Origin of the sequence: Streptomyces sp. NPDC048337, from assembly GCF_043201175.1 — a bacterium.
Classification (GTDB): Bacteria; Actinomycetota; Actinomycetes; order Streptomycetales; family Streptomycetaceae; genus Streptomyces.
This window is the reverse complement of sequence record NZ_JBICYR010000037.1, coordinates 19526-37882: the sequence shown is the minus strand read 5'-3', so window position 1 is coordinate 37882 and position 18357 is coordinate 19526. Positions and strand designations below refer to the sequence as shown.

Here is an 18357-nt window from a genome sequence, read left to right as displayed (position 1 = left end):
CACGCCGGGCCGTTACGCGCCCCAGGTGCGGGTCCGCAGCGGCAGTCCGGACGTCCCGCCGTCCGGGCGCACCGCCAGGACCTGGTTGACCCCGAGCCGGCCGTGCTCGAAGCCGAGTGCGGAGGCGGCCATGTACAGCAGCCAGACGCGCGCCCGACCGGGCGAGGTGAGGCGTACGGCGTCCTCCCAGTGGGCCTCCAGGCGCGCCACCCAGGCGCGCAGGGTCAGCGCGTAGTGCTCGCGCAGCGCCTCCACGTCGCGGACCTCGAAGCCGGCCCGCTCCAGCTCGCCGACGGTGGTGCCGAGCGGGGAGAGCTCCCCGTCGGGGAAGACGTAGGCGTCGATGAACTCGTCGATCCGGTACGCCTCTTCGTCGGGCTCCGGGGGCCGGGCGATCTGGTGGTTGAGGAGCCGCCCGCCGGGGGCGAGCAGCGCGTGGAGGGTGCGGGCGTAGTCGCGGTAGCGCTCGGCGCCGACGTGTTCGGCCATGCCGATCGAGGAAATGGCCCCGTACGGGCCGTCCTTGACGTCCCGGTAGTCCTGGACCCGGATCTCGATCCGGTCGGCCAGGCCCTCCTCCGCGACGCGCTTGCGGGCGTACGCGGCCTGTTCGCGCGAGAGCGTGATGCCGGTGACCTGGACCCCGTACTCGCGGGCGGCGTGCAGGGCCATGGAGCCCCAGCCGCAGCCCACGTCGAGGAGCCGGGTGCCGGGCGTGAGGGCGAGTTTGCGGCAGACCAGGTCGAGCTTGTCGCGCTGGGCCTGCTCCAGGGTGGAGTCGGGGGTCCAGTAGGCACAGGAGTACACCATGGAGGGGCCGAGGACGTGCTCGTAGAACTCGTTGCCGACGTCGTAGTGGTGGCTGACGGCCTGCCGGTCGCGGCTCTTGCTGTGCTGGGGTCCGCCGCGGCGGGCGGCCTCCTCGGGCGGGGGCGCGGGCGCGTTCCACGGCCTGGCCAGCGCGATCAGTTCGCGTACGGCGGCCCGTGTCCGCGGGTCGCGCAGCAGGGCGACGGTCCCGGTGTCGCCGGCGGACCGGTCGGGGAGGTGCGGCCGGTGCGGGCGCAGCCGGGCCAGGCCGGTCGCCCGGACCCTGGCGGGCGGGAGCGGGAGGTCGGCCGCGGCCGGGGCGGGCCGTTCCCAGAAGAGCCCCGCGACGCGGTCCAGCAGCTCGAAGAGGTCGCCTTCGACGGTCAGGTCACCGGCGACCCAGGCCCGGGCCAGGCCCAGTTCGCCCGGCTTCCACAGGATGCGGCGCAGGGCGCGCCGGTGTTTCAGCACCAGGGTGGGGCCGGCGGGCGGGCCCGCCTCGCTGCCGTCCCAGGCCCGTATGCGGACGGGCACGGGGGCGCCCAGCAGGGTCTCGGCGAGTGCGGCCAGCCGCGGCGCGGCGTCGGTCATCGTAGGCACCTCCAGAAAGCTCCGACGAAGCGACCTACCCACTACGGGCCCGCGGCATGCCGAAGGGGCCGCCCGCACCACGGATGGCGGGCGGCCCCTTCGGGTCGTACGGGGTGCTGCGGTCAGGCCCGGGTCAGGAGGCCTTGGCCTTCTCGGCCGGTGCCGCGGCGGCGGCCGGAGCCGGGGCCGGCTTGGCGGCCTCGTAGAACTCCTCGCGCGGGGTCTCCAGAGCACCGAGGGAGACGACCTCGCGCTTGAGGAACATGCCGAGGGTCCAGTCGGCGAAGACGCGGATCTTGCGGTTCCAGGTCGGCATGGCCATGCCGTGGTAGCCACGGTGCATGTACCAGGCGAGCCGGCCCTTGAGCTTGATCTTCATCTTGCCCATGACGATCATCGCGACGCCCTTGTGGAGGCCGAGGCCCGCCACCGCACCCTTGTTGGAGTGGGCGTACTCCTTCTGCGGGAAGCCCCGCATGCCGGAGATGACGTTGTCGCCGAGGACCTTGGCCTGGCGCAGCGCGTGCTGGGCGTTCGGCGGGCACCAGGCGTTCTCGACGCCGGCCTTGCGGGCGGCGATGTCGGGAACCTGGGCGTTGTCGCCGGCGGTCCAGATGTAGTCCGTGCCCTTGACCTGGAGGGTGGGCTCGGCGTCGACGTGGCCGCGCGGGCCCAGCGGCAGGCCGTAGCGGGAGAGGACCGGGTTGGGCTTGACGCCCGCGGTCCAGACGATGGTGTTGGAGTCGACCTCGAGGCCGTTCTTCAGCACCACGTGGCCCTCGACGCAGGAGTCCATCGAGGTGTTGAGGTAGATCTCGATGCCGCGCGACTCGAGGTGCTCCTTGCCCCAGGTGCCGAGCTTGGGCCCGACCTCGGGAAGGATCTTGTCGGCCGCGTCGACCAGGATGAAGCGCATGTCCTCGCGCTTGATCGTGGTGTAGTACTTCGCGGCGTCGCGGGCCATGTCCTCGACCTCGCCGATCGTCTCGGCGCCGGCGAAGCCGCCGCCGACGAAGACGAAGGTGAGGGCCTTGCGGCGGACGTCCTCGTCCGCCGTGGACTCGGCCTTGTCGAGCTGCTCGAGGACGTGGTTGCGCAGGCCGATGCCCTCTTCGACGCCCTTCATGCCGATGCCCTGTTCGGCGAGGCCGGGGATCGGGAAGGTGCGGGAGACGGCGCCGAGCGCGATCACCAGGTAGTCGAAGGGCAGCTCGTACGCCTCGCCGACGAGCGGCGTGACGACGGCGACCTTGCGGTCCTGGTCGATGCTGGTGACCCGGCCGGTGAGAACCTCAGCCTTGGGCAGCACGCGTCGCAGCGGGACGACGACGTGCCGAGGCGAGATGCTGCCTGCGGCCACTTCGGGGAGGAAGGGCTGGTAGGTCATGTACGACCGGGGGTCGACGACCGTGACGGTCGCCTCGCCGTAGCGCATCTTCTTCATGATCCGCTTGGCCGCGTACAGGCCTACGTACCCACCTCCTACAACGAGGATCCTGGGACGCTCCGTGGTGCTCATGGAACGAGTATCCAGCACCCAAAGGGGTGCCGCTCGTGAGCCCCTTCACAAGCAGTCGGAGACCCTCTGCTACACTGCGCGGCCCACGTGACGGAGGTCATGGTGCGCAACGGGAACCACGGCGTAACGGGAGTCGTTGTGCACCCGTCCTGAACTGGCCCGTAGGCCCTCAACCGGACTGGACCACCGGGCTTTGTCCATACGTCTGATGCGGAACCGGTTGCGTCCGCTATTCGTACGAACGCCTTGGAAAAGAGGCCTGAGGGCCTCGCGAGACCCCCAAAAGGCCCTCCTCGCGCGCCATCAGGCCACTTTCCTTTGTGAAGAACTTCACGAACTTCTTGTGGATCACGGGACCAAAGGCCCTCCGAGACCCCTCCAAGGGCCCTCAACGGGCCCTCGGAGACCCTTCCGAACCGCCGTTCAGGCAGCGGACCAGGCGATGCCATCCAGGATGTCGTGCTCCGAGACGACGACCTCGGAGGCGCCGATCCGCTCCATGATCGCCAGGAGGACCAGGGCGCCGGCGCCGATCACGTCCACCCGGCCCGGGTGCATGACGGGGATCGCCGCGCGCTCCGCGTGCGTGGCCGTCAGCATCCGCTCGCTGATCTCGCGGACCTGCTCGTAGGAGATCCGGGAGTGGTGGATCGCCGACCAGTCGTACTCCGCCAGCCCGAGCGCGATGGCGGCGACCGTGGTCACCGAACCGGCCAGGCCCACCAGGGTCCGGGCCTCGCCCAGCGGGACCGTCTCGGCGGCCAGGTCCAGCGCCGCCTCGATGTCGGCCCGCATGGCGGCGATCTGCGCCTCGGTGGGCGGGTCGGTGACGACCCCGTCGACCACCAGGTGGCGCTCGGTCATCCGCACGCAGCCCACGTCCACGGAGCGGGCGGCGCGCACGTGCTCCTCGCCGACCACGAACTCCGTCGAGCCGCCGCCGATGTCCACCACCAGGAACGGCCGCTCCAGGTGGTCGTGCGCGGCGAGTTCCTTGGTGGCTCCGGTGAAGGAGAACTCGGCCTCCTGGTCGCCGGAGATCACCTCGGGCTCGACGCCCAGGATGTCCAGGACGCCCTGGACGAACTCGTCCCGGTTCTCGGCGTCCCGGGAGGCGGAGGTGGCCACGAAGCGGATCTTCTCCGCGCCCAGCTCCTTGATGACCGCCGCGTACTCGCGGCAGGCGGCGAAGGTGCGCTCCAGGGCCTCGGGGGCGAGGCGGCCGGTCTTGTCGACGCCCTGACCGAGGCGGACGATGATCATCCGCCGGTCCAGCTCGACCAGCTCACCGGTGGCGGGGTCGCAGTCCGCGACGAGCAGCCGGATGGAGTTCGTACCGCAGTCGATGCCCGCGACCCTCGTCACTGCGACTCCTTCTTGTCCGCGCACGGGGTGACGCAGGCGCCCTTGGCCCACCACTCCGGCAGCATCGCCAGGGCCTCGTCGCCGAACGGGTTCACGCCCGGGCCCGCGGCCAGGGAGTGCCCGACCAGCACGTGCAGGCACTTGACCCGGTCCGGCATCCCGCCGGCGCTCGGGAAGCCCTGGAGCACCTCGATGGCGTCGCGGCGCTGGATGTAGTCCTCGTGCGCCTTCTGGTAGGCGGCGGCCAGCTCCGGGTCCTCGGCGAGGCGGGCCTGCATCTCCTTCATCACGCCGTTGGCCTCCAGCGTGCCGATCGCGGAGGCCGCGCGCGGGCACGTCAGGTAGTACAGCGTCGGGAAGGGGGTGCCGTCGGGGAGCCGCGGGGCGGTCTCCACCACGTCCGGCTGGCCGCAGGGGCAGCGGTGGGCGATGGCGCGCAGCCCGCGCGGCGGGCGGCCGAGCTGCTGCTCGAACGCCTCGATGTCCGCGTCGGTCGGCTCGGTCCGGTCGGTCTGGGGCGGGGGCGTCTGCATGCCTGGAGGAAGTCTCTTCGTTCTCGTGGATGGGTGCTGCGGTGCGTGCGTGGTACGGGTCAGTCGCCCGGGCGGTCGGCCTTGTCGACGCCGTCCCAGACGTTGGAGTACCACGGGCGGTCGGAGCCGGCCTGGCCGGTCCGGTGCCGCTCGGGGCCCTGCGCCCCGGGGTCGGTCATGATGTAGCCGGTCTCCCCCGGGCGCAGGAAGTGCAGGTGTTTGCGCGCCTGCTGCTCCGCGTAGGCGTTGTCCTGCCAGCGGGCCTTCTCGTCGCGGAGCCGCTCCAGGCGGTCCCGCGCGGCGGCGGCGGCCCGCTGCTGCTCCGCGATCTCCGAGCGCTGGGACACGTACTGGCGCATCGGATACGCGAGGGCGACGACCAGCGTACAGAGGACGAGCACCAGGAGCGCGGCGCGGCCGGTGAGCCGGCTGCGGCGGACCTGGCGGCGCGACTGCGAGCGGTAGACGTGGGCGGCGGTCCGCTCGCCGAGCTGCTTGAGCCTGGTCGCGGTCGAGAAGGTGGAGAACCGATCCCGGTTCCCGGCCATTGATCCCGCCTCCCCTATATACGCACTACGCACTACGTCCCCGCACACGGTACGGGACCGAGTGCGGGGACGCAGGGAGGCTAGACCTCTTGGCTGGTGGGTCAGCCCTTGAAGCGCGGGAACGCGCTGCGGCCCGCGTACACGGCGGCGTCGTCGAGGATCTCCTCGATGCGCAGCAGCTGGTTGTACTTGGCGACGCGGTCCGAGCGGGCCGGGGCGCCGGTCTTGATCTGGCCGCAGTTCACGGCGACGGCGAGGTCGGCGATGGTGACGTCCTCGGTCTCACCGGAGCGGTGCGACATCATGCACTTGAAGCCGTTGCGCTGGGCCATCTCGACGGCGTCGAGGGTCTCGGTCAGCGAACCGATCTGGTTCACCTTCACGAGCAGGGCGTTCGCGGAGCCCTCCTCGATGCCGCGGGCCAGGCGCTCCGGGTTGGTGACGAAGAGGTCGTCGCCGACGATCTGGACCTTGGAGCCCAGCTTGTCGGTGATGGTCTTCCAGCCGGCCCAGTCGTCCTCGAACAGCGGGTCCTCGATGGAGACCAGCGGGTACGCCTCGACGAGCTCGGCGTAGTAGTCGGTCATCTCGGCGGCCGAGCGGGACTGGCCCTCGAACTCGTACTTGCCGTCCTTGTAGAACTCGGACGCGGCGACGTCGAGCGCGAGCGCGATGTCCTTGCCCGGGGTGTAGCCGGCCTGCTTGATGGCCTCGACGATGAGGTCGAGCGCGGCGCGGTTGGACTCCAGGTTCGGGGCGAAGCCGCCCTCGTCGCCCAGGCCGGTGGAGAGGCCCTTGGTGTGCAGGACCTTCTTGAGGGTGTGGTACACCTCGGCACCCCAGCGCAGCGCCTCGGAGAAGGACTCCGCGCCGATCGGGGCGATCATGAACTCCTGGATGTCGACGTTGGAGTCGGCGTGCGACCCACCGTTCAGGATGTTCATCATCGGAACGGGCAGCAGGTGCGCGTTCGGACCGCCGAGGTAGCGGAAGAGCGGCAGGTCCGAGGCCTCGGACGCGGCGTGCGCGACGGCGAGGGAGACGCCGAGGATGGCGTTGGCGCCGAGCGAGCCCTTGTTGTCGGTGGCGTCCAGGTCGAACATGGCCTGGTCGATCAGGCGCTGCTCGGTGGCGTCGTAGCCGACGAGCTCCGGCCCGATCTGCTCGATGACGGCGAGGACTGCCTTCTCGACACCCTTGCCCATGTAACGGTTGGGGTCACCGTCACGGAGCTCGATGGCCTCGAATGCACCGGTGGAGGCGCCGGACGGAACTGCAGCACGGCCGGTGCTGCCATCGTCGAGGCCCACCTCGACCTCGACCGTGGGGTTGCCTCGGGAGTCCAGGATTTCCCGGGCTACGACGACGTCGATGGACGGCACGAGCATCTCCTTCTGGGATGTGACGCTGGGTGTGCGATGGCGTCAGGCCGTGGGATGGCCCCGCCGCCTAGAGCCTAACCGGCTCCGGGCACTCGGCCAGCCGACCGCCCGGGTCCTGGGACGAAAAAGGGACCGAATACCCCTCTTCCAGGACATTGGACTCTTGATCGGCGGGCTTCGGCGGGCTTCGGCGGGCATCCGCCGGGGAAAACGCCGCCGCCCGGCGCGTGGGGGGAGACGCGCCGGGCGGTGGGGAGCGCGGCTATTGCCGCACTGTTCAGCTGAGCTTCAGCTTCTGACCCGGGAAGATCAGGTCGGCGTCGGACACGATGTCCTTGTTCAGCTCGAAGAGCTTCTCCCAGCCGCCCTTGACGCCGTTGGCCTCGGCGATGTTGCCCAGGGTGTCGCCGGGCTTGACCTCGTAGGAGCCGTTGCCGGTCTTGGGGGCCTCGGTGCGCTCGGAGCGGGTGGTCGGCGCCTCGGAGCGCTGGGTCTCCTTCTTCGGCGCGGCCTTCTGCTCGGTCTTCTTCGGAGCGGCCTTCTGCTCCGTCTTCTTCGGCTCGGTCTTCGGCTTGGCGGGGGTCTCGGCCCCGCCGCCGTTGTACGAGGAGTTGGACAGGCCGACGCCGCAGGACGGCCAGGCACCCTTGCCCTGGCCCTTGAGGACCTTCTCGGCGATGGCTATCTGCTGGGACTTCGAGGCCTGGTTGGCCTGCGGGGCGTACGCCTTGCCGCCGTACGCGGCCCACGTGGACGACGAGAACTGCAGGCCGCCGTAGTAGCCGTTGCCCGTGTTGATGGCCCAGTTGCCACCGGACTCGCACTGCGCGACGCGGTCCCACTCGGCAGCCGTGGCGGCCGAGGCGGAGCCCGCGGTCATCAGGGGCGCCGCGACGGCGACACCGGCGACACCGGCGAGCGTGACGATGCGGGCGGCCTTGGAGGCGCGGCGGTGCTTGCCCTTGCCGGAAAGCAGCATGAGGTTTCTCCTCACCGACGCCTACGAGGTGAGCTGTCGGGTTCGGGCGGATGAGTTGCCCGGTCGTGCGACCTAGCGCACGGCTTAACCCCTAGCCGGTGGCGTGACCGTCTCTCAACGGCCGCTCCCGGCGCCTACCTTGGTTCCCCCGCTCCTGCCTTCGGCGCTTGACGCGACGACTGTTCCCTCCGTCCGCCGGCAGGATTCGGCGATGCGGTCGAAGGAGCTCGCGGTGGCGAGCGATTCAGAAGGTAGACAGGCCTCCCCCCGATGTTCAACAAGCGACATCGGGGGGAAACCGCCCCTACTTGCGTTCCACTTACGCACGTTTGCGCAGGTGAGGACGGGGTTTGCAGAATCCCCGAGGGGTGACACGCCAGTTGACCGGAAGAGACACATGTCTCACTTGATCAAAACGGACAATCGAGTCTTTCCGGATGCCTGAAGTGCCGCTATTTGGCGGTTAGATCCAGGTTCTGTCCGGGCTTGATCAGGTTGGCGTCCTGGCCGATGACCTGCTCGTTGGCCGCATACAGCGCGCTCCAACCGCCCTTGACCCCCTTGGCATCCGCGATGGCGGCCAGGCTGTCGCCCTCCTGCACCGTGTACTTGGGGCTCGACGCGGCGTCGGACGTGACCGGCGTCTCGGTCGCGGGCGCGCCGCGGTGCTTGCCGGTGCCCTCGGCCGGCGTGCCGGACGGGGCGGCGGGGGCGGTGGGTTCGGCGGAGGCTCCGGGGGCCGTCGGGCCGGTCATGGCGCCGGGCGTCGTGGGTGCCGACGGGGTGGCCGGCGGGGCGGTGGGGTCCACCGGATCCGTGGTCGGGACGCCCGGGAGCACCGGGGCCGTCGGGTCGAGGGGGGTCACCGGCGGGACGGTCGGGTCCGTGGGGGTCACCGGAGGCGTCGGGGTCGTGGTGGGGTCGTCCGGCGCCGGCATGACGGGCAGTCCGAGGGAGGGCCCGAGGGGGCCGTCGGGGATCACGACCGACGGGGTCCCGGAGGGGCTCGGGGCCGGCTGGCTCGGCGCCCCGAAGTCCGTGGAGGGCTTGCCGTGTCCGGTGACGGGCACGCTGCCGTCGGGGCGGCCCGGCGAGGGGGTGACGGAGTGGGAGCCGCCGGGCAGACCGGGGTCCACCGCGGCCGCGGGGCTCTGCGCGTCCAGCCCGGCCGACGCCGCGCACTGCGGCCATGCCTGCGTCCCCTGGGAGGCGAGCACCCGCTCGGCTACGGCTATCTGCTGCGAGCGGCTCGCGAGGTCGGCCCGCTCGGCGAAGTCGAGCCCGCCGGCGCCCTTCCACTCCTCCTGCGTGAACTGGAGTCCGCCGTACGATCCGCTGCCGAAGTTGGCGGTCCACGTGCCGCCGCTCTCGCACTCGGCGACCTTGTCCCACGTGGACGTGTCGGCCGCGCTCGCGCTCGTGGCGGCGAGCAGCGGCAGAGCCAGCGCGGAGCCTGTGACTCCGGCGGTGACGACGATCGCGGGGATCTGGCGGGGGCGTCTGTGGCGGCCGTTCCCGGGAAGCATGAGGCTGCACCTTTCGCATAACGGCGGGGTAACGGCAGAACCTAGCGGCCTTCGAACGCATGTCACAAGTTCGTCGGAGAACTGACTTCCGGTCAGACGGGCTTCAGATGTTTCGGGGTGTGAAGCGCACAGGCAGAGTGCGCAGGCCACGCATGATCAGTCCGCCGCGCCAGCGCAGGTCCTCCGGTGGAACGGAGAGTTCCAGATCCGGCAGACGCGTGAGCAAAGTCGCAAGCGCCGTCTGTCCTTCAAGTCGCGCGAGCGGAGCACCCAGGCAGTAGTGGATGCCGTGCCCGTATCCGAGGTGCTGGTTGTCGGTGCGCCCGAGGTCGAGGGTGTCCGGCTCGGCGAACCGGGCCGGGTCCCGGTCGGCGGCCGCGAGGACGACCAGGACGGGGTCCCCGACCGCGATGGACTGCCCGCCGAGGGTCAGCGGCTCGGTGGCGAACCGCCAGGTGGCCAGCTCCACGGGGCCGTCGTAGCGCAGCAGCTCCTCGATCCCGGTCTCCAGCAGCCCGCTCTCCCCGGCGGCGAGCGACAGCTGGAGGCGCTCGCGCTGATCCGGGTTCATAAACAGGGCATGCAGCCCATTTCCGATCAAATTCACGGTGGTTTCGAAGCCGGCAAACAAGAGGATGAAGGCCATGGCGGTGGCCTCACCCTCCGTCAGGTGGTCCCCGTGGTCGCTCGCGCGGATCAGGTCGGAGATCAGGTCGTCGCCCAGATCATCCCTTTTGCGGTGGATGAGCTCTCCGAGATACGTCCGCATCTGCTTGACCGAGCGGGCGACCCCGCCGCGCGGACCCCCGCCGTGCCGGATCATCATCCCGGCCCAGTCGCGGAAGTCGTCCTGGTCCTCGCGCGGTACGCCGAGCATCTCGCAGATGGCGTAGATGGGGAGCGGGAAGGCGAACTCGTGGATGAGGTCCGCCTCCCCCCTCTTCTCGAACTGTTCGATGAGGTGGTCGGTCAGTGCCTGCACCCTCGGGGTGAACTCGGCGACCCGGCGCGGGGTGAACGCCTTCGACACCAGCCGCCGCAGCCGGGTGTGGTCCGGCGGGTCGATGTTCAGCAGGTGCGTCATCAGCTCCGCCTTGCGCTCCCCCGGGATCCCCGTCTTGCCCTTGGCGTGCGCGGGCTCCGCGTGGTGCGCCGGATTCTTGCTGAGCCGCTGGTCGGCGAGGGCCTGGCGGGCGTCGGCGTACCGGGTCACCAGCCAGGCCTCGACCCCGCTGGGGAGCTTGGTGCGGTGCACCGGGGAGTGCTCGCGCAGCCATGCGTAGGCGGGGTACGGGTCGGTCGCGAACTCCCACGTGAAGAGTTCGGGTGCGTCGGGATCATCGGCGATGGACGGTTGGTCGCGCATTCCCCGACAGTAACCGTCCGTCTTTGCCACACGGACCCCACCAGTACCTGCACCGCAGGGGGCACCGCCTCCGAGCATGCGAACGGTCCCGCGCTCCACCGGACCCAGGTGGAAGGCAGGGCTGTGACGTGTCGGGTTCGTAGCAGCCGATGACCGTCTGGTACCTCGTACGAGTGAACGGGGGGCTTCGCAGGCCCGCGGTCTTGGCCGAGAGGTCAATGTCGAAGGAGTGCATGCAAAGCAGCTGCGGGTGAATGGAGGGGCTGGTGGCGCGGGGTGGGGGTCGGCAGAGGCTTGCACTGCGGGCGCTGGCTGATCCGTCCGCGTGAGCGGCGGGAGCGTTGCCAGTGGCGCTTGCAGGTTCGGGGTGTTGATCACGGAGGGGGGCGAGCGGTGCGACAGAACACGAAGCAGCAGCTACGTGTAATCGACGCGCCGTTCGTTGCTCTCGGCCCGTCCGGTGTCGCGATACGCGACCGCCTCAAGGGCCTGACGCCCGAGGACGAGAAGATGTTACGGCTGGTTGGCGAGCACCTGGGCCGGCTCGCCTCCCGTGATCTGGCCGTGCGCTGCGCGCAGGGCAACGACCACAGCAGCGATACGTGGGCAGCTCGTAAGCAGGGGTTGACCGCTGAGTCGTCCTCACGTTGGGCCGGGAGCATCACGAAGGCCACCCACGATCAGTGGGCGCTCTCGCGCCGCTGCCAGCTCGCGCACATCCACAACCTCGAAGCCGGAGTGCGGACGCTGATGCACCGGCTGTCGCTTCCTCTCGGGGAGAAGGGCAGCAAGCGGGCTGCGGGCGGATACCGCTCCAAGAACGAGTGGTTCCACAAGTCCCGCCGTCTGGCGGTCCTGGAGAACCGGCTCGACCAGGCGAGGACCGACCGTGAAGCCGGTGTCGTGCATGCGGTGCACGGCGGCCGGCGCCTGCTGGGCACCCGGCATAACCTGAATGCCGCCCAGCTGACCGAGGCCGAGTGGCGGCAGCGGTGGGAGGCCGAGCGTTGGTTCCTCGCCGCGGACGGCGAGTCCGGCAAGCGCTTCGGGAACGAGACGATCCGCGTCACCCCCGACGGCGAAGTCTCCATCAAGCTCCCCGCGCCGCTCGCGGACCTGACCAACAGCAAGCACGGCCGGTACGTCCTCACCTCCCGGATCGCGTTCGCCCACCGGGGCCAGGAGTGGGCCGACCGCGTCGGAGCGAACCGGGCTGTGGCCTACCGCATCCACCTGGACGTGGCCCGCGGCCGCTGGTACCTCACGGCCTCGTGGCAGCGGCCCGTGGTCAAGACGATCCCGCTGGAGACGGCCCGTGCCCAGGCGATGGTCGGTGTGGATACAAACACCGACCACTTCGCCGCCTACCGCCTCGACCGGCACGGCAACCCGGTCGGCGACCCCAGACGGTTCTTCTATGACCTCACCGGCAGCGCCGACCATCGCGACGCCCAGATCCGCCACGCAATCACACGGCTCCTGCACTGGACCCATCAGCACGGCGTGAGGGCGATCGGCATCGAGAACCTGGACTTCGCCGCCGAGAAGACCCGCGAGAAGCACGGCCGCAAGAAGCGGTTCCGGCAAGTCATCTCCGGCATCCCCACCGGCAAGCTCAAGGCCCGCCTGGTGTCGATGGCCGCCGAGCTCGGCCTGGCGATCGTCGCCGTCGATCCGGCGTACACGTCGATGTGGGGCGACGAGCACTGGCGCAAGCCACTGACCAGCAAGACGCGCAAGATGTCCCGTCACGATGCCGCTGGTATCGCGATCGGGCGACGCGCCCTCGGGCACCCGATCCGGCGACGGACGGCACCGCCCCCGCATCACCAGAGCGATGCTGCGGGGCATCGGACCGCCCAGGCCCATCGAGGCACCCGAGAGCGTGAGGAAACCCGCCCCCGCATCCCCGGACCCCGGACACGATCCGTACAGCCGGACGCGGAGCGAAAGCGGGCGACCAGGACACCCAAAACCGTTCGGGATGCCCGCAGTGCCGGGACGTGGGTCCAAGACTCACTCCTGATCACTGATTAGGAACGGTCTGCTCGTGCACCCGATGACCGTATCCCGGCGCACGGCCCCATCCCATATGGGTGGTTCGTCGCGGCTGTCCGTAGATCCGCCATCGCTTGACCTCACCTTGTCCGACATTCCTACTTTCGGGTTTGTGGATGTGAGGATCTTGAAAAGCAGCTTCGCGGTGGTGGAGAGACGGGCCGAACACGCGGTCAAGTACTTCTACTCCCACCTCTTCTGGCACAACCCCGGAGTCCGTGAACTCTTCCCGGCCTCCTTCGAGGACATGGAGCGTCAGCGGGACCGGCTCTTCGCCGCGCTCACACACGTGATCGCCCACCTGGAGAACGACACCCTTGTCCCTTATCTACGCGACCTCGGGCGCGACCACCGCAAGTTCCTGGCGGGCCCCGAGCACTACGCCGCCGTAGGCACCAGCCTGATCGCGGCCCTCGCCGAAACCTCCGGCGAGGCCTGGACCCACCGGGTGGAGAAGGCCTGGACCGAGGCGTACCAGGTCATCGCCGACGCGATGATGGCCGGCGCCGCCACGAGCGAGGACCCGCCGTGGTGGGACGCGGAGGTGGTCCGCCACCTCCAGTACGGGGAGGACATCGGCGTCCTGACCCTCAAGCCGCACGCCCCCTTCCGGCATCTCCCCGGCCAGTACACGAGCGTGAGCAGCCCGCGCGTCCCGACGACCTGGCGCACGTACTCGATCGGCAACGCCCCGCGCCCCGACGGCACCCTCGACCTGCACGTCAGCCGCATCGAGCGGGGGCGGCTCAGCACCGTCCTGGTCCACGAGAGCCGGCCGGGCGACCTGCTGCGGCTCGGCGCCGCCGGCGGGCAGCTGACCTTCCGCCGCCAGGACCGGCCGGCCAGCTTCATCGCCGCGGGCACCGGCTGGGCGCCGATCCGGGCCATGCTCGAGGACCTCGCGGACCACCCCCCCGATCAGGACGTACGCCTCTTCGTGGTCGCGCGGGACGCCGCCTACCTCTACGACCGCCCGCTCATCGACGAGTACGCCGCCGCCTTCGGCTGGCTCGACGTCACCTACATCACGCCCGCACCCGGGCAGCACCGCAACCAGGCCACCGACCGGCTCGCCACCGCGCTCAGCACCCGGGGCCTGTGGCCCGCCCAGGACGTCTACCTCAGCGGGCCGCCGCTGTTCATCGAGGAGACCGCCCACCTCCTGGAGGAGCTCGGCGCCCACCCCGACCGGATCTTCTACGACGCCGTACCCGCCGCCGGCAAGGGCCACGGCCCGAACGGCCGCCCGCTCGGCTTCGGCGAGTGGTTCCTGAACCGCCCGTCGCCGCACTGGCACAACCCCTCGGGCCGCGCACCGCGCCCGTACTAGAGCACCACCGCTGCTGAGGGCTCAGGGGGTGTTCGGGGGACCAGGGCCGGGCCCTGCCCGCCTGGCACCAGACGACCCGGGCCATCCGACCCTGCTCCCCCGAACACCCCCTAATCGCCGACGCCCTCGGCGGCCCGGATCGCGTCCCGGTAGACGCGAGCCGCCGCGCGCAGCGCCGTTTCCGGGTCGATCCCCGACGCCTCGGCGCGCGCCGCCAGCTCCAGCAGCTCGTACCCGATGCCCTCGCCGCGGGGCAGCTCCACGGCCACGCCGCCCGTACGGGCCCGCCCGGCGAGCTTGGCCGCGAGGGCGAGACCCGGCTGGCCCAGCGGGATCCCGTCGGTCACCGAATCGCGCTGCTTCTCGACCGCCTTCGAGCGCAGCCAGTGCGCCTTGACCTCTTCCGGGGTGGTCGCCTCCGCGTCGCCGAACACGTGCGGGTGCCGGTGGATCAGCTTCTCCACCAGGGTCCCGGCCACGTCGTCGATGGAGAACCTCTCGACGGAGTCTTCGGCGTCCCCGCCCCCCTCCTCCGCGATCCGCGCGTGGAAGACCACCTGGAGCAGGACGTCGCCGAGCTCCTCGCGGAGCGCTTCCGGGTCACCGGCCTCGATCGCCTCGACGAGCTCGTACGCCTCCTCGATCCCGTACTTCACCAGGTCCTCGTGGGTCTGCCGGGAGGACCAGGGGCACTCGCGCCGGATCCGGTCCATCACCTGGACCAGGTCGAGCAGGCGCGCGCCGGGCAGGTCGTAGGAGCCGGGCAGCAGCTCCAGGTCCGGCATCGAGACCCGGCCCGAGCCCGCGAGGCGCGCCAGCCCGTCGGTGAGCCGCTGGTCGCCCTCGCCCGACGGGAGCACCACGACCGTCCGGCCGCCGGCGCAGGCCTCGACCAGCTCGTGGGCGTCCGGGATCGCGTGGACCACCTCGACGCCCGCCTCCCGCAGGTACGGGAGCTGCGGGTGGCCGGGGTCGGCGCACAGCACCCGGTCCGCGGCGTGCAGGGTCTGCCACGCCGGCCAGGACAGCACGCCGGGGGCGACCCGGTGGCTGGTGGTCAGCAGGACGATGCGGCCGGTGGGCTCGGCGGGCGTCTGGTGGGAGGGGTCGTGGTCGGTCACCCCACGAACCTACCTCCGGGCGGGAGCATCACGCTCCGGCGGGGGCCTGCTCGGGCTGGGTCCGCTGGGTGATCCAGGGGGTCTCCCCTGCGCCGAGCTTGATCTGCTTGACGTCCCAGGCCCCGTAGCGCGGGTTGACCTCGATGCGCAGCGCCTTCGCGGCCGCCCGGGCCGGCTCCTCCAGCTTCCCGTTGCCGTACTTGGCGGTCAGCTTGGTGAGCAGGACCCGGTCCCGCAGGAAGCGGTCGACCTGGCCGGGGGCCATGGCGCCCTTCTGCAGCAGCAGCGCCTCGAACTGCTCGGCCCCGTTGTTGTTCTCCACGTACGCCTTGTGCTCGTCCTCGATCTCCTTCCCGGAGACCGTGATCCCGGCGGTCGCGGCCATCTTGTCGATGACCCGGCTCTGGAGCATCGAGTCGAGCTTGACCCGCTCCAGGTTCGGGGTGCTCGCGATCAGCTCGGCCGCGGACTGCCCGGAACGGTTCTGCGCGGCGCGGACGTCGTTGACCTGGGCCTGGAGCGCGGACGTGGTGATCCGTTCGCCGCCGACGACGGCCGCGGTGCCGGGCCGGGTCTCGCCCGAGCAGGCGGACAGCAGGGGGGCCGCCAGGAGCAGGGCGGTGGAGACGGAGAGCGCAGTGCGACGGTGCAAAGGAGCCTCCAGGGCCGGGAGATTGTGCGTCGGTGCACAAGGGCCTTGCGATGATCGATGGTATGAGGTCACGGTGGTGCGGGCCACCGGTTCGACCAACGATTCCCCGGGTGTTGGGGTGCGCTGCTTGTTGGTGTCGCGGCCACCCCCTGGCCACCCCCGCGTCCTCCGGTGCTGCCAGGGTCGGCCCACCATGTCGACACCGCGCCCCTCTTCGCGCAGCGCGCCGCGCCGCCCGAGCCTGCTCGGCTCGGGGCTCGCCGCCCTGCTCACGGCGGTGGCCGTGTGCGCCGGAGACGCCGCCGCCCGCGTCTTCCCGTACGGACCGCGCCACCGCAGCATCAACGACCTCGGCAATCAGTTCGTGCCCTTCCACGCCCACCTGTGGGACCTCCTGCACGGCCGTGCGGAGGGCGGGCTGCTGTTCAACTGGCAGTCCGGCTACGGCACGAGCTTCCTGCCCGACCTGGGCACCTACCTGACCAGCCCCCTCTCGGTGCTCGTCGGGCTCTTCCCGCGGGCCGACATAGACCTCGCGGTGTACGTCGTCACCGTGCTCAAGACCGCGCTCGCCGCGGCGGCCATGACCTGGCTGCTGCGCACACAGCGCCGCGGGGCCTGGTGGGCGGCGGGGCTGCTCGGTGCCTCGTACGCGCTGTGCGGCTGGTCGGTGATCGAGGCCTCCTACAACCCGATGTGGCTCGACGGGCTGATCGCCTTCCCGCTGCTGTGCCTGACGGGCGAGTGGGCCCTGCGCGGACGGCGCCCGCTGCTCGCGCCGCTGGTCGTGGCCGTGTGCTGGACGGCGAACTTCTACACCGCCTACATGGCGACGCTGGGTGCGGCGCTGGTGCTGCTCGTACGAGTGGTGCCGACCCGGGAGGGGGCGCGGGCCCGGCTCGGGGTGATCGGCCGGGCGGCCGGGACGACCGTGCTGGGGATCGCGCTCGCGGCGCCGGTGCTGGCGCCCCTCTTCCTCAGCTCGGGGCAGGCCTATCCGGGGTGGGTCAAGGAGTTCCGTCCCGTCTCCTCGGAGGACTTCTTCGCCCGGCTGCTGCCGGCGACGTACTCCTTCTCCTCCCCCGCCGTCTTCGTGGGGACGGGGACGCTGCTGCTCGCGGCGGCCCTGCCCTTCCACCGGGCGGTGCCCGGGCGCACCCGGCTGCTGTGGGCGGGGCTCACGGTGGCGGTGGCGCTCTCCTTCCAGTGGGCGCCGACGCATCTGGCCTGGCACCTCTTCGCGACGCCGAACGGAAGCCCGTACCGGCAGACCTTCGTCCTCGCCGGAATCGTGGTGATCGCGGCCTGGACCGGGCTGGCGGCGGGCCTGCCCGGGCAGCGCGCGCTGGCCGCGGGGGCGGGCCTGCTCGCCGCGGCGGCCCTGTGGGCGAGCGGCAGCCCGCTCGCGACGACCTGGGGGTACGTGCTGTTCGGCGGCGGGCTGGCGTTGGCGGGCGCGGCCTGGTGGGCGCTGCGCCACCGGCGCCTGGCGCCGGTGGCGGTCGCACTGCTGGCGGCCGTACTCGCCGGGCAGGCGGCCGCGACCACGGCCTTCGGCCACAAGGGCAAGCTGGGCGGGCTCGACGACTACCCGTCCTGGGGCCCGGCGCACACCGCGCGCGCCACGGCCCTGACGGGCGCCGAGGGCTGGCCCGCGTACCGTACGGACCCCAGCCGGCCGGCCCTGACCGGCAACGATCCGCTGCTGCTGGGCGGGGAGGGCGGCGCCTACTACAGCAGCCACACCCCGGCGGTGTTCACGCGCACGATGGTCGCGCTCGGCGCCGGCTGGACCTCGCGCGGGCGCAACGTGCAGAGCATCGACAACCCGGTGGTCGACGCGCTGTTCGCGGTCGGCGCCCGCCTCCAGCCCGACGGCACGGTCCGCCGCGCCGAGGTCCCGCCGCTGATCACGACCCGCCCGCCGGGCGAACCCTCCCCGTACGGCGACTCCCCCTTCGCCAACCAGGAGCTGCTGCTCGGCGCGAAGGTGTACGAGGACCCCCTCTCCCCCGGGGTCTGCCGCGCGGGCACGGAGGCCTACCTGTGGGCGCCGGAGTACAACGCGACGGCCCGCCTCGCCGACGGCCCGCCCTTCCGGCTGAACGGCAACGCCCCGCGCAACCGGGCGGCCCTCCAGCCCCTGGGCGTCTCCCGCGGCGCCTCCTCGGCCCTGGTCTTCGACGCGCCCCAGCCCGCCCGGTGGCTCCTCTCCTGCCTGGACCGCGCCCGTCTCGACACCGCGGTGGCCGCCCTGCGCGCCACGGCGGCGACCTCCCTGAAGGTCGGCCCCTCGGACATCAGCGCCGCCCTGCCCCCGAACACCACGGGCACGGCCGTCCTCTCGGCCCCCGCCATCGCCGGCTGGACGTGCAACGACCGCCCCGCGTCGTCCTACCTGGGCCTGGTGGCCCTCCCCCTCACCCCCGGCACCACCCACCTCACCTGCACGTTCCGCCCCCCGGGCCTGATCCCGGGCACGGGCGTGGCTGCACTGTCGGTACTGGTCCTGGCCGCCGTGCTGCGGCGCTCCCGCCGACGCTGACGGCGTGGAGCGCGGCCAGCGGTGGCCGCCGG

The 18357-nt window shown here is 71.4% G+C and carries 14 protein-coding genes and 1 riboswitch; of the genes, 3 read left to right on the top strand and 11 right to left on the bottom strand.

Going from position 1 to position 18357, the window contains the following annotated elements; genetic code table 11:
• Positions 1-12: 12 nt before the first annotated feature.
• From ACGFYU_RS35585 to ACGFYU_RS35545, 9 genes are all read right to left on the bottom strand, one after another.
• On the bottom strand, positions 13-1401 hold the full coding sequence (locus tag ACGFYU_RS35585) for a class I SAM-dependent methyltransferase (protein ID WP_393831450.1): 1389 nt from the start codon (positions 1399-1401) through the stop codon (positions 13-15).
• 133 nt (positions 1402-1534) lie between these two features.
• A complete protein-coding gene (locus ACGFYU_RS35580; protein WP_393831449.1) occupies positions 1535-2920 on the bottom strand; it encodes an NAD(P)/FAD-dependent oxidoreductase in 1386 nt (461 codons plus the stop codon).
• Positions 2921-3343: 423 nt separating this feature from the next.
• Complete coding sequence (locus tag ACGFYU_RS35575) at positions 3344-4285, bottom strand: exopolyphosphatase (protein WP_393831448.1); 942 nt, start codon at positions 4283-4285, stop codon at positions 3344-3346.
• On the bottom strand, positions 4282-4818 hold the full coding sequence (locus ACGFYU_RS35570) for a DUF501 domain-containing protein (RefSeq protein WP_393831447.1): 537 nt from the start codon (positions 4816-4818) through the stop codon (positions 4282-4284). The genes ACGFYU_RS35575 and ACGFYU_RS35570 overlap by 4 nt, the downstream gene beginning before the upstream one ends.
• A 59-nt stretch (positions 4819-4877) precedes the next feature.
• Positions 4878-5366, bottom strand: a complete 489-nt coding sequence (locus ACGFYU_RS35565; RefSeq protein ID WP_382646206.1) for a septum formation initiator family protein — start codon at positions 5364-5366, stop codon at positions 4878-4880.
• Positions 5367-5467: 101 nt separating this feature from the next.
• Positions 5468-6754, bottom strand: a complete 1287-nt coding sequence (gene eno, locus ACGFYU_RS35560) for a phosphopyruvate hydratase (RefSeq protein ID WP_030296966.1) — start codon at positions 6752-6754, stop codon at positions 5468-5470.
• Positions 6755-7025: 271 nt separating this feature from the next.
• Positions 7026-7727 carry a transglycosylase family protein gene (locus ACGFYU_RS35555; protein ID WP_393831446.1) on the bottom strand — a complete coding sequence of 234 codons (702 nt, stop codon included), beginning with the start codon at positions 7725-7727 and terminating at the stop codon, positions 7026-7028.
• Between the two features lie 3 nt (positions 7728-7730).
• Positions 7731-7903: riboswitch (cyclic di-AMP (ydaO/yuaA leader) on the bottom strand.
• A gap of 276 nt (positions 7904-8179) precedes the next feature.
• Positions 8180-9253: a transglycosylase family protein gene (locus ACGFYU_RS35550; RefSeq protein ID WP_393831445.1), complete on the bottom strand. Its 1074-nt coding sequence runs from the start codon at positions 9251-9253 to the stop codon at positions 8180-8182.
• A 103-nt stretch (positions 9254-9356) separates the two neighbouring features.
• Entirely contained in the window at positions 9357-10619 is a 1263-nt protein-coding gene (locus ACGFYU_RS35545; RefSeq protein WP_393831444.1) for a cytochrome P450, read from the bottom strand.
• 393 nt (positions 10620-11012) lie between these two features.
• Here ACGFYU_RS35545 and ACGFYU_RS35540 point away from each other — a divergent pair, with 393 nt between their 5' ends.
• Together ACGFYU_RS35540 and ACGFYU_RS35535 are read left to right on the top strand one after the other, a co-directional pair.
• Complete coding sequence (locus ACGFYU_RS35540; protein WP_393831443.1) at positions 11013-12656, top strand: IS200/IS605 family accessory protein TnpB-related protein; 1644 nt, start codon at positions 11013-11015, stop codon at positions 12654-12656.
• A 139-nt stretch (positions 12657-12795) separates the two neighbouring features.
• Positions 12796-14007 carry a globin domain-containing protein gene (locus ACGFYU_RS35535; RefSeq protein ID WP_393831442.1) on the top strand — a complete coding sequence of 404 codons (1212 nt, stop codon included), beginning with the start codon at positions 12796-12798 and terminating at the stop codon, positions 14005-14007.
• A gap of 110 nt (positions 14008-14117) precedes the next feature.
• On the opposite strand, the gene ACGFYU_RS35530 is transcribed toward ACGFYU_RS35535, so the two are convergent.
• Together ACGFYU_RS35530 and ACGFYU_RS35525 are read right to left on the bottom strand one after the other, a co-directional pair.
• Positions 14118-15128 carry a nucleoside triphosphate pyrophosphohydrolase gene (locus tag ACGFYU_RS35530; protein WP_393831441.1) on the bottom strand — a complete coding sequence of 337 codons (1011 nt, stop codon included), beginning with the start codon at positions 15126-15128 and terminating at the stop codon, positions 14118-14120.
• A 28-nt stretch (positions 15129-15156) separates the two neighbouring features.
• On the bottom strand, positions 15157-15780 hold the full coding sequence (locus tag ACGFYU_RS35525; protein ID WP_393831440.1) for a SurA N-terminal domain-containing protein: 624 nt from the start codon (positions 15778-15780) through the stop codon (positions 15157-15159).
• Positions 15781-15973: 193 nt separating this feature from the next.
• Between ACGFYU_RS35525 and ACGFYU_RS35520 the strand changes: the two genes are divergently transcribed.
• Positions 15974-18325, top strand: coding sequence for a YfhO family protein (locus tag ACGFYU_RS35520; protein WP_393831439.1), 2352 nt, complete (start codon positions 15974-15976; stop codon positions 18323-18325).
• Positions 18326-18357: the final 32 nt, after the last annotated feature.

Coding starts and splice junctions, on each gene's coding strand:
- ACGFYU_RS35585 (WP_393831450.1), bottom strand. CDS start 1,401: ATGACCGACGCCGCGCCGCGGCTGGCCGCACTCGCCGAGACCCTGCTG.
- ACGFYU_RS35580 (WP_393831449.1), bottom strand. CDS start 2,920: ATGAGCACCACGGAGCGTCCCAGGATCCTCGTTGTAGGAGGTGGGTAC.
- ACGFYU_RS35570 (WP_393831447.1), bottom strand. CDS start 4,818: ATGCAGACGCCCCCGCCCCAGACCGACCGGACCGAGCCGACCGACGCG.
- ACGFYU_RS35565 (WP_382646206.1), bottom strand. CDS start 5,366: ATGGCCGGGAACCGGGATCGGTTCTCCACCTTCTCGACCGCGACCAGG.
- eno (WP_030296966.1), bottom strand. CDS start 6,754: ATGCTCGTGCCGTCCATCGACGTCGTCGTAGCCCGGGAAATCCTGGAC.
- ACGFYU_RS35555 (WP_393831446.1), bottom strand. CDS start 7,727: ATGCTGCTTTCCGGCAAGGGCAAGCACCGCCGCGCCTCCAAGGCCGCC.
- ACGFYU_RS35550 (WP_393831445.1), bottom strand. CDS start 9,253: ATGCTTCCCGGGAACGGCCGCCACAGACGCCCCCGCCAGATCCCCGCG.
- ACGFYU_RS35545 (WP_393831444.1), bottom strand. CDS start 10,619: ATGCGCGACCAACCGTCCATCGCCGATGATCCCGACGCACCCGAACTC.
- ACGFYU_RS35520 (WP_393831439.1), top strand. CDS start 15,974: ATGTCGACACCGCGCCCCTCTTCGCGCAGCGCGCCGCGCCGCCCGAGC.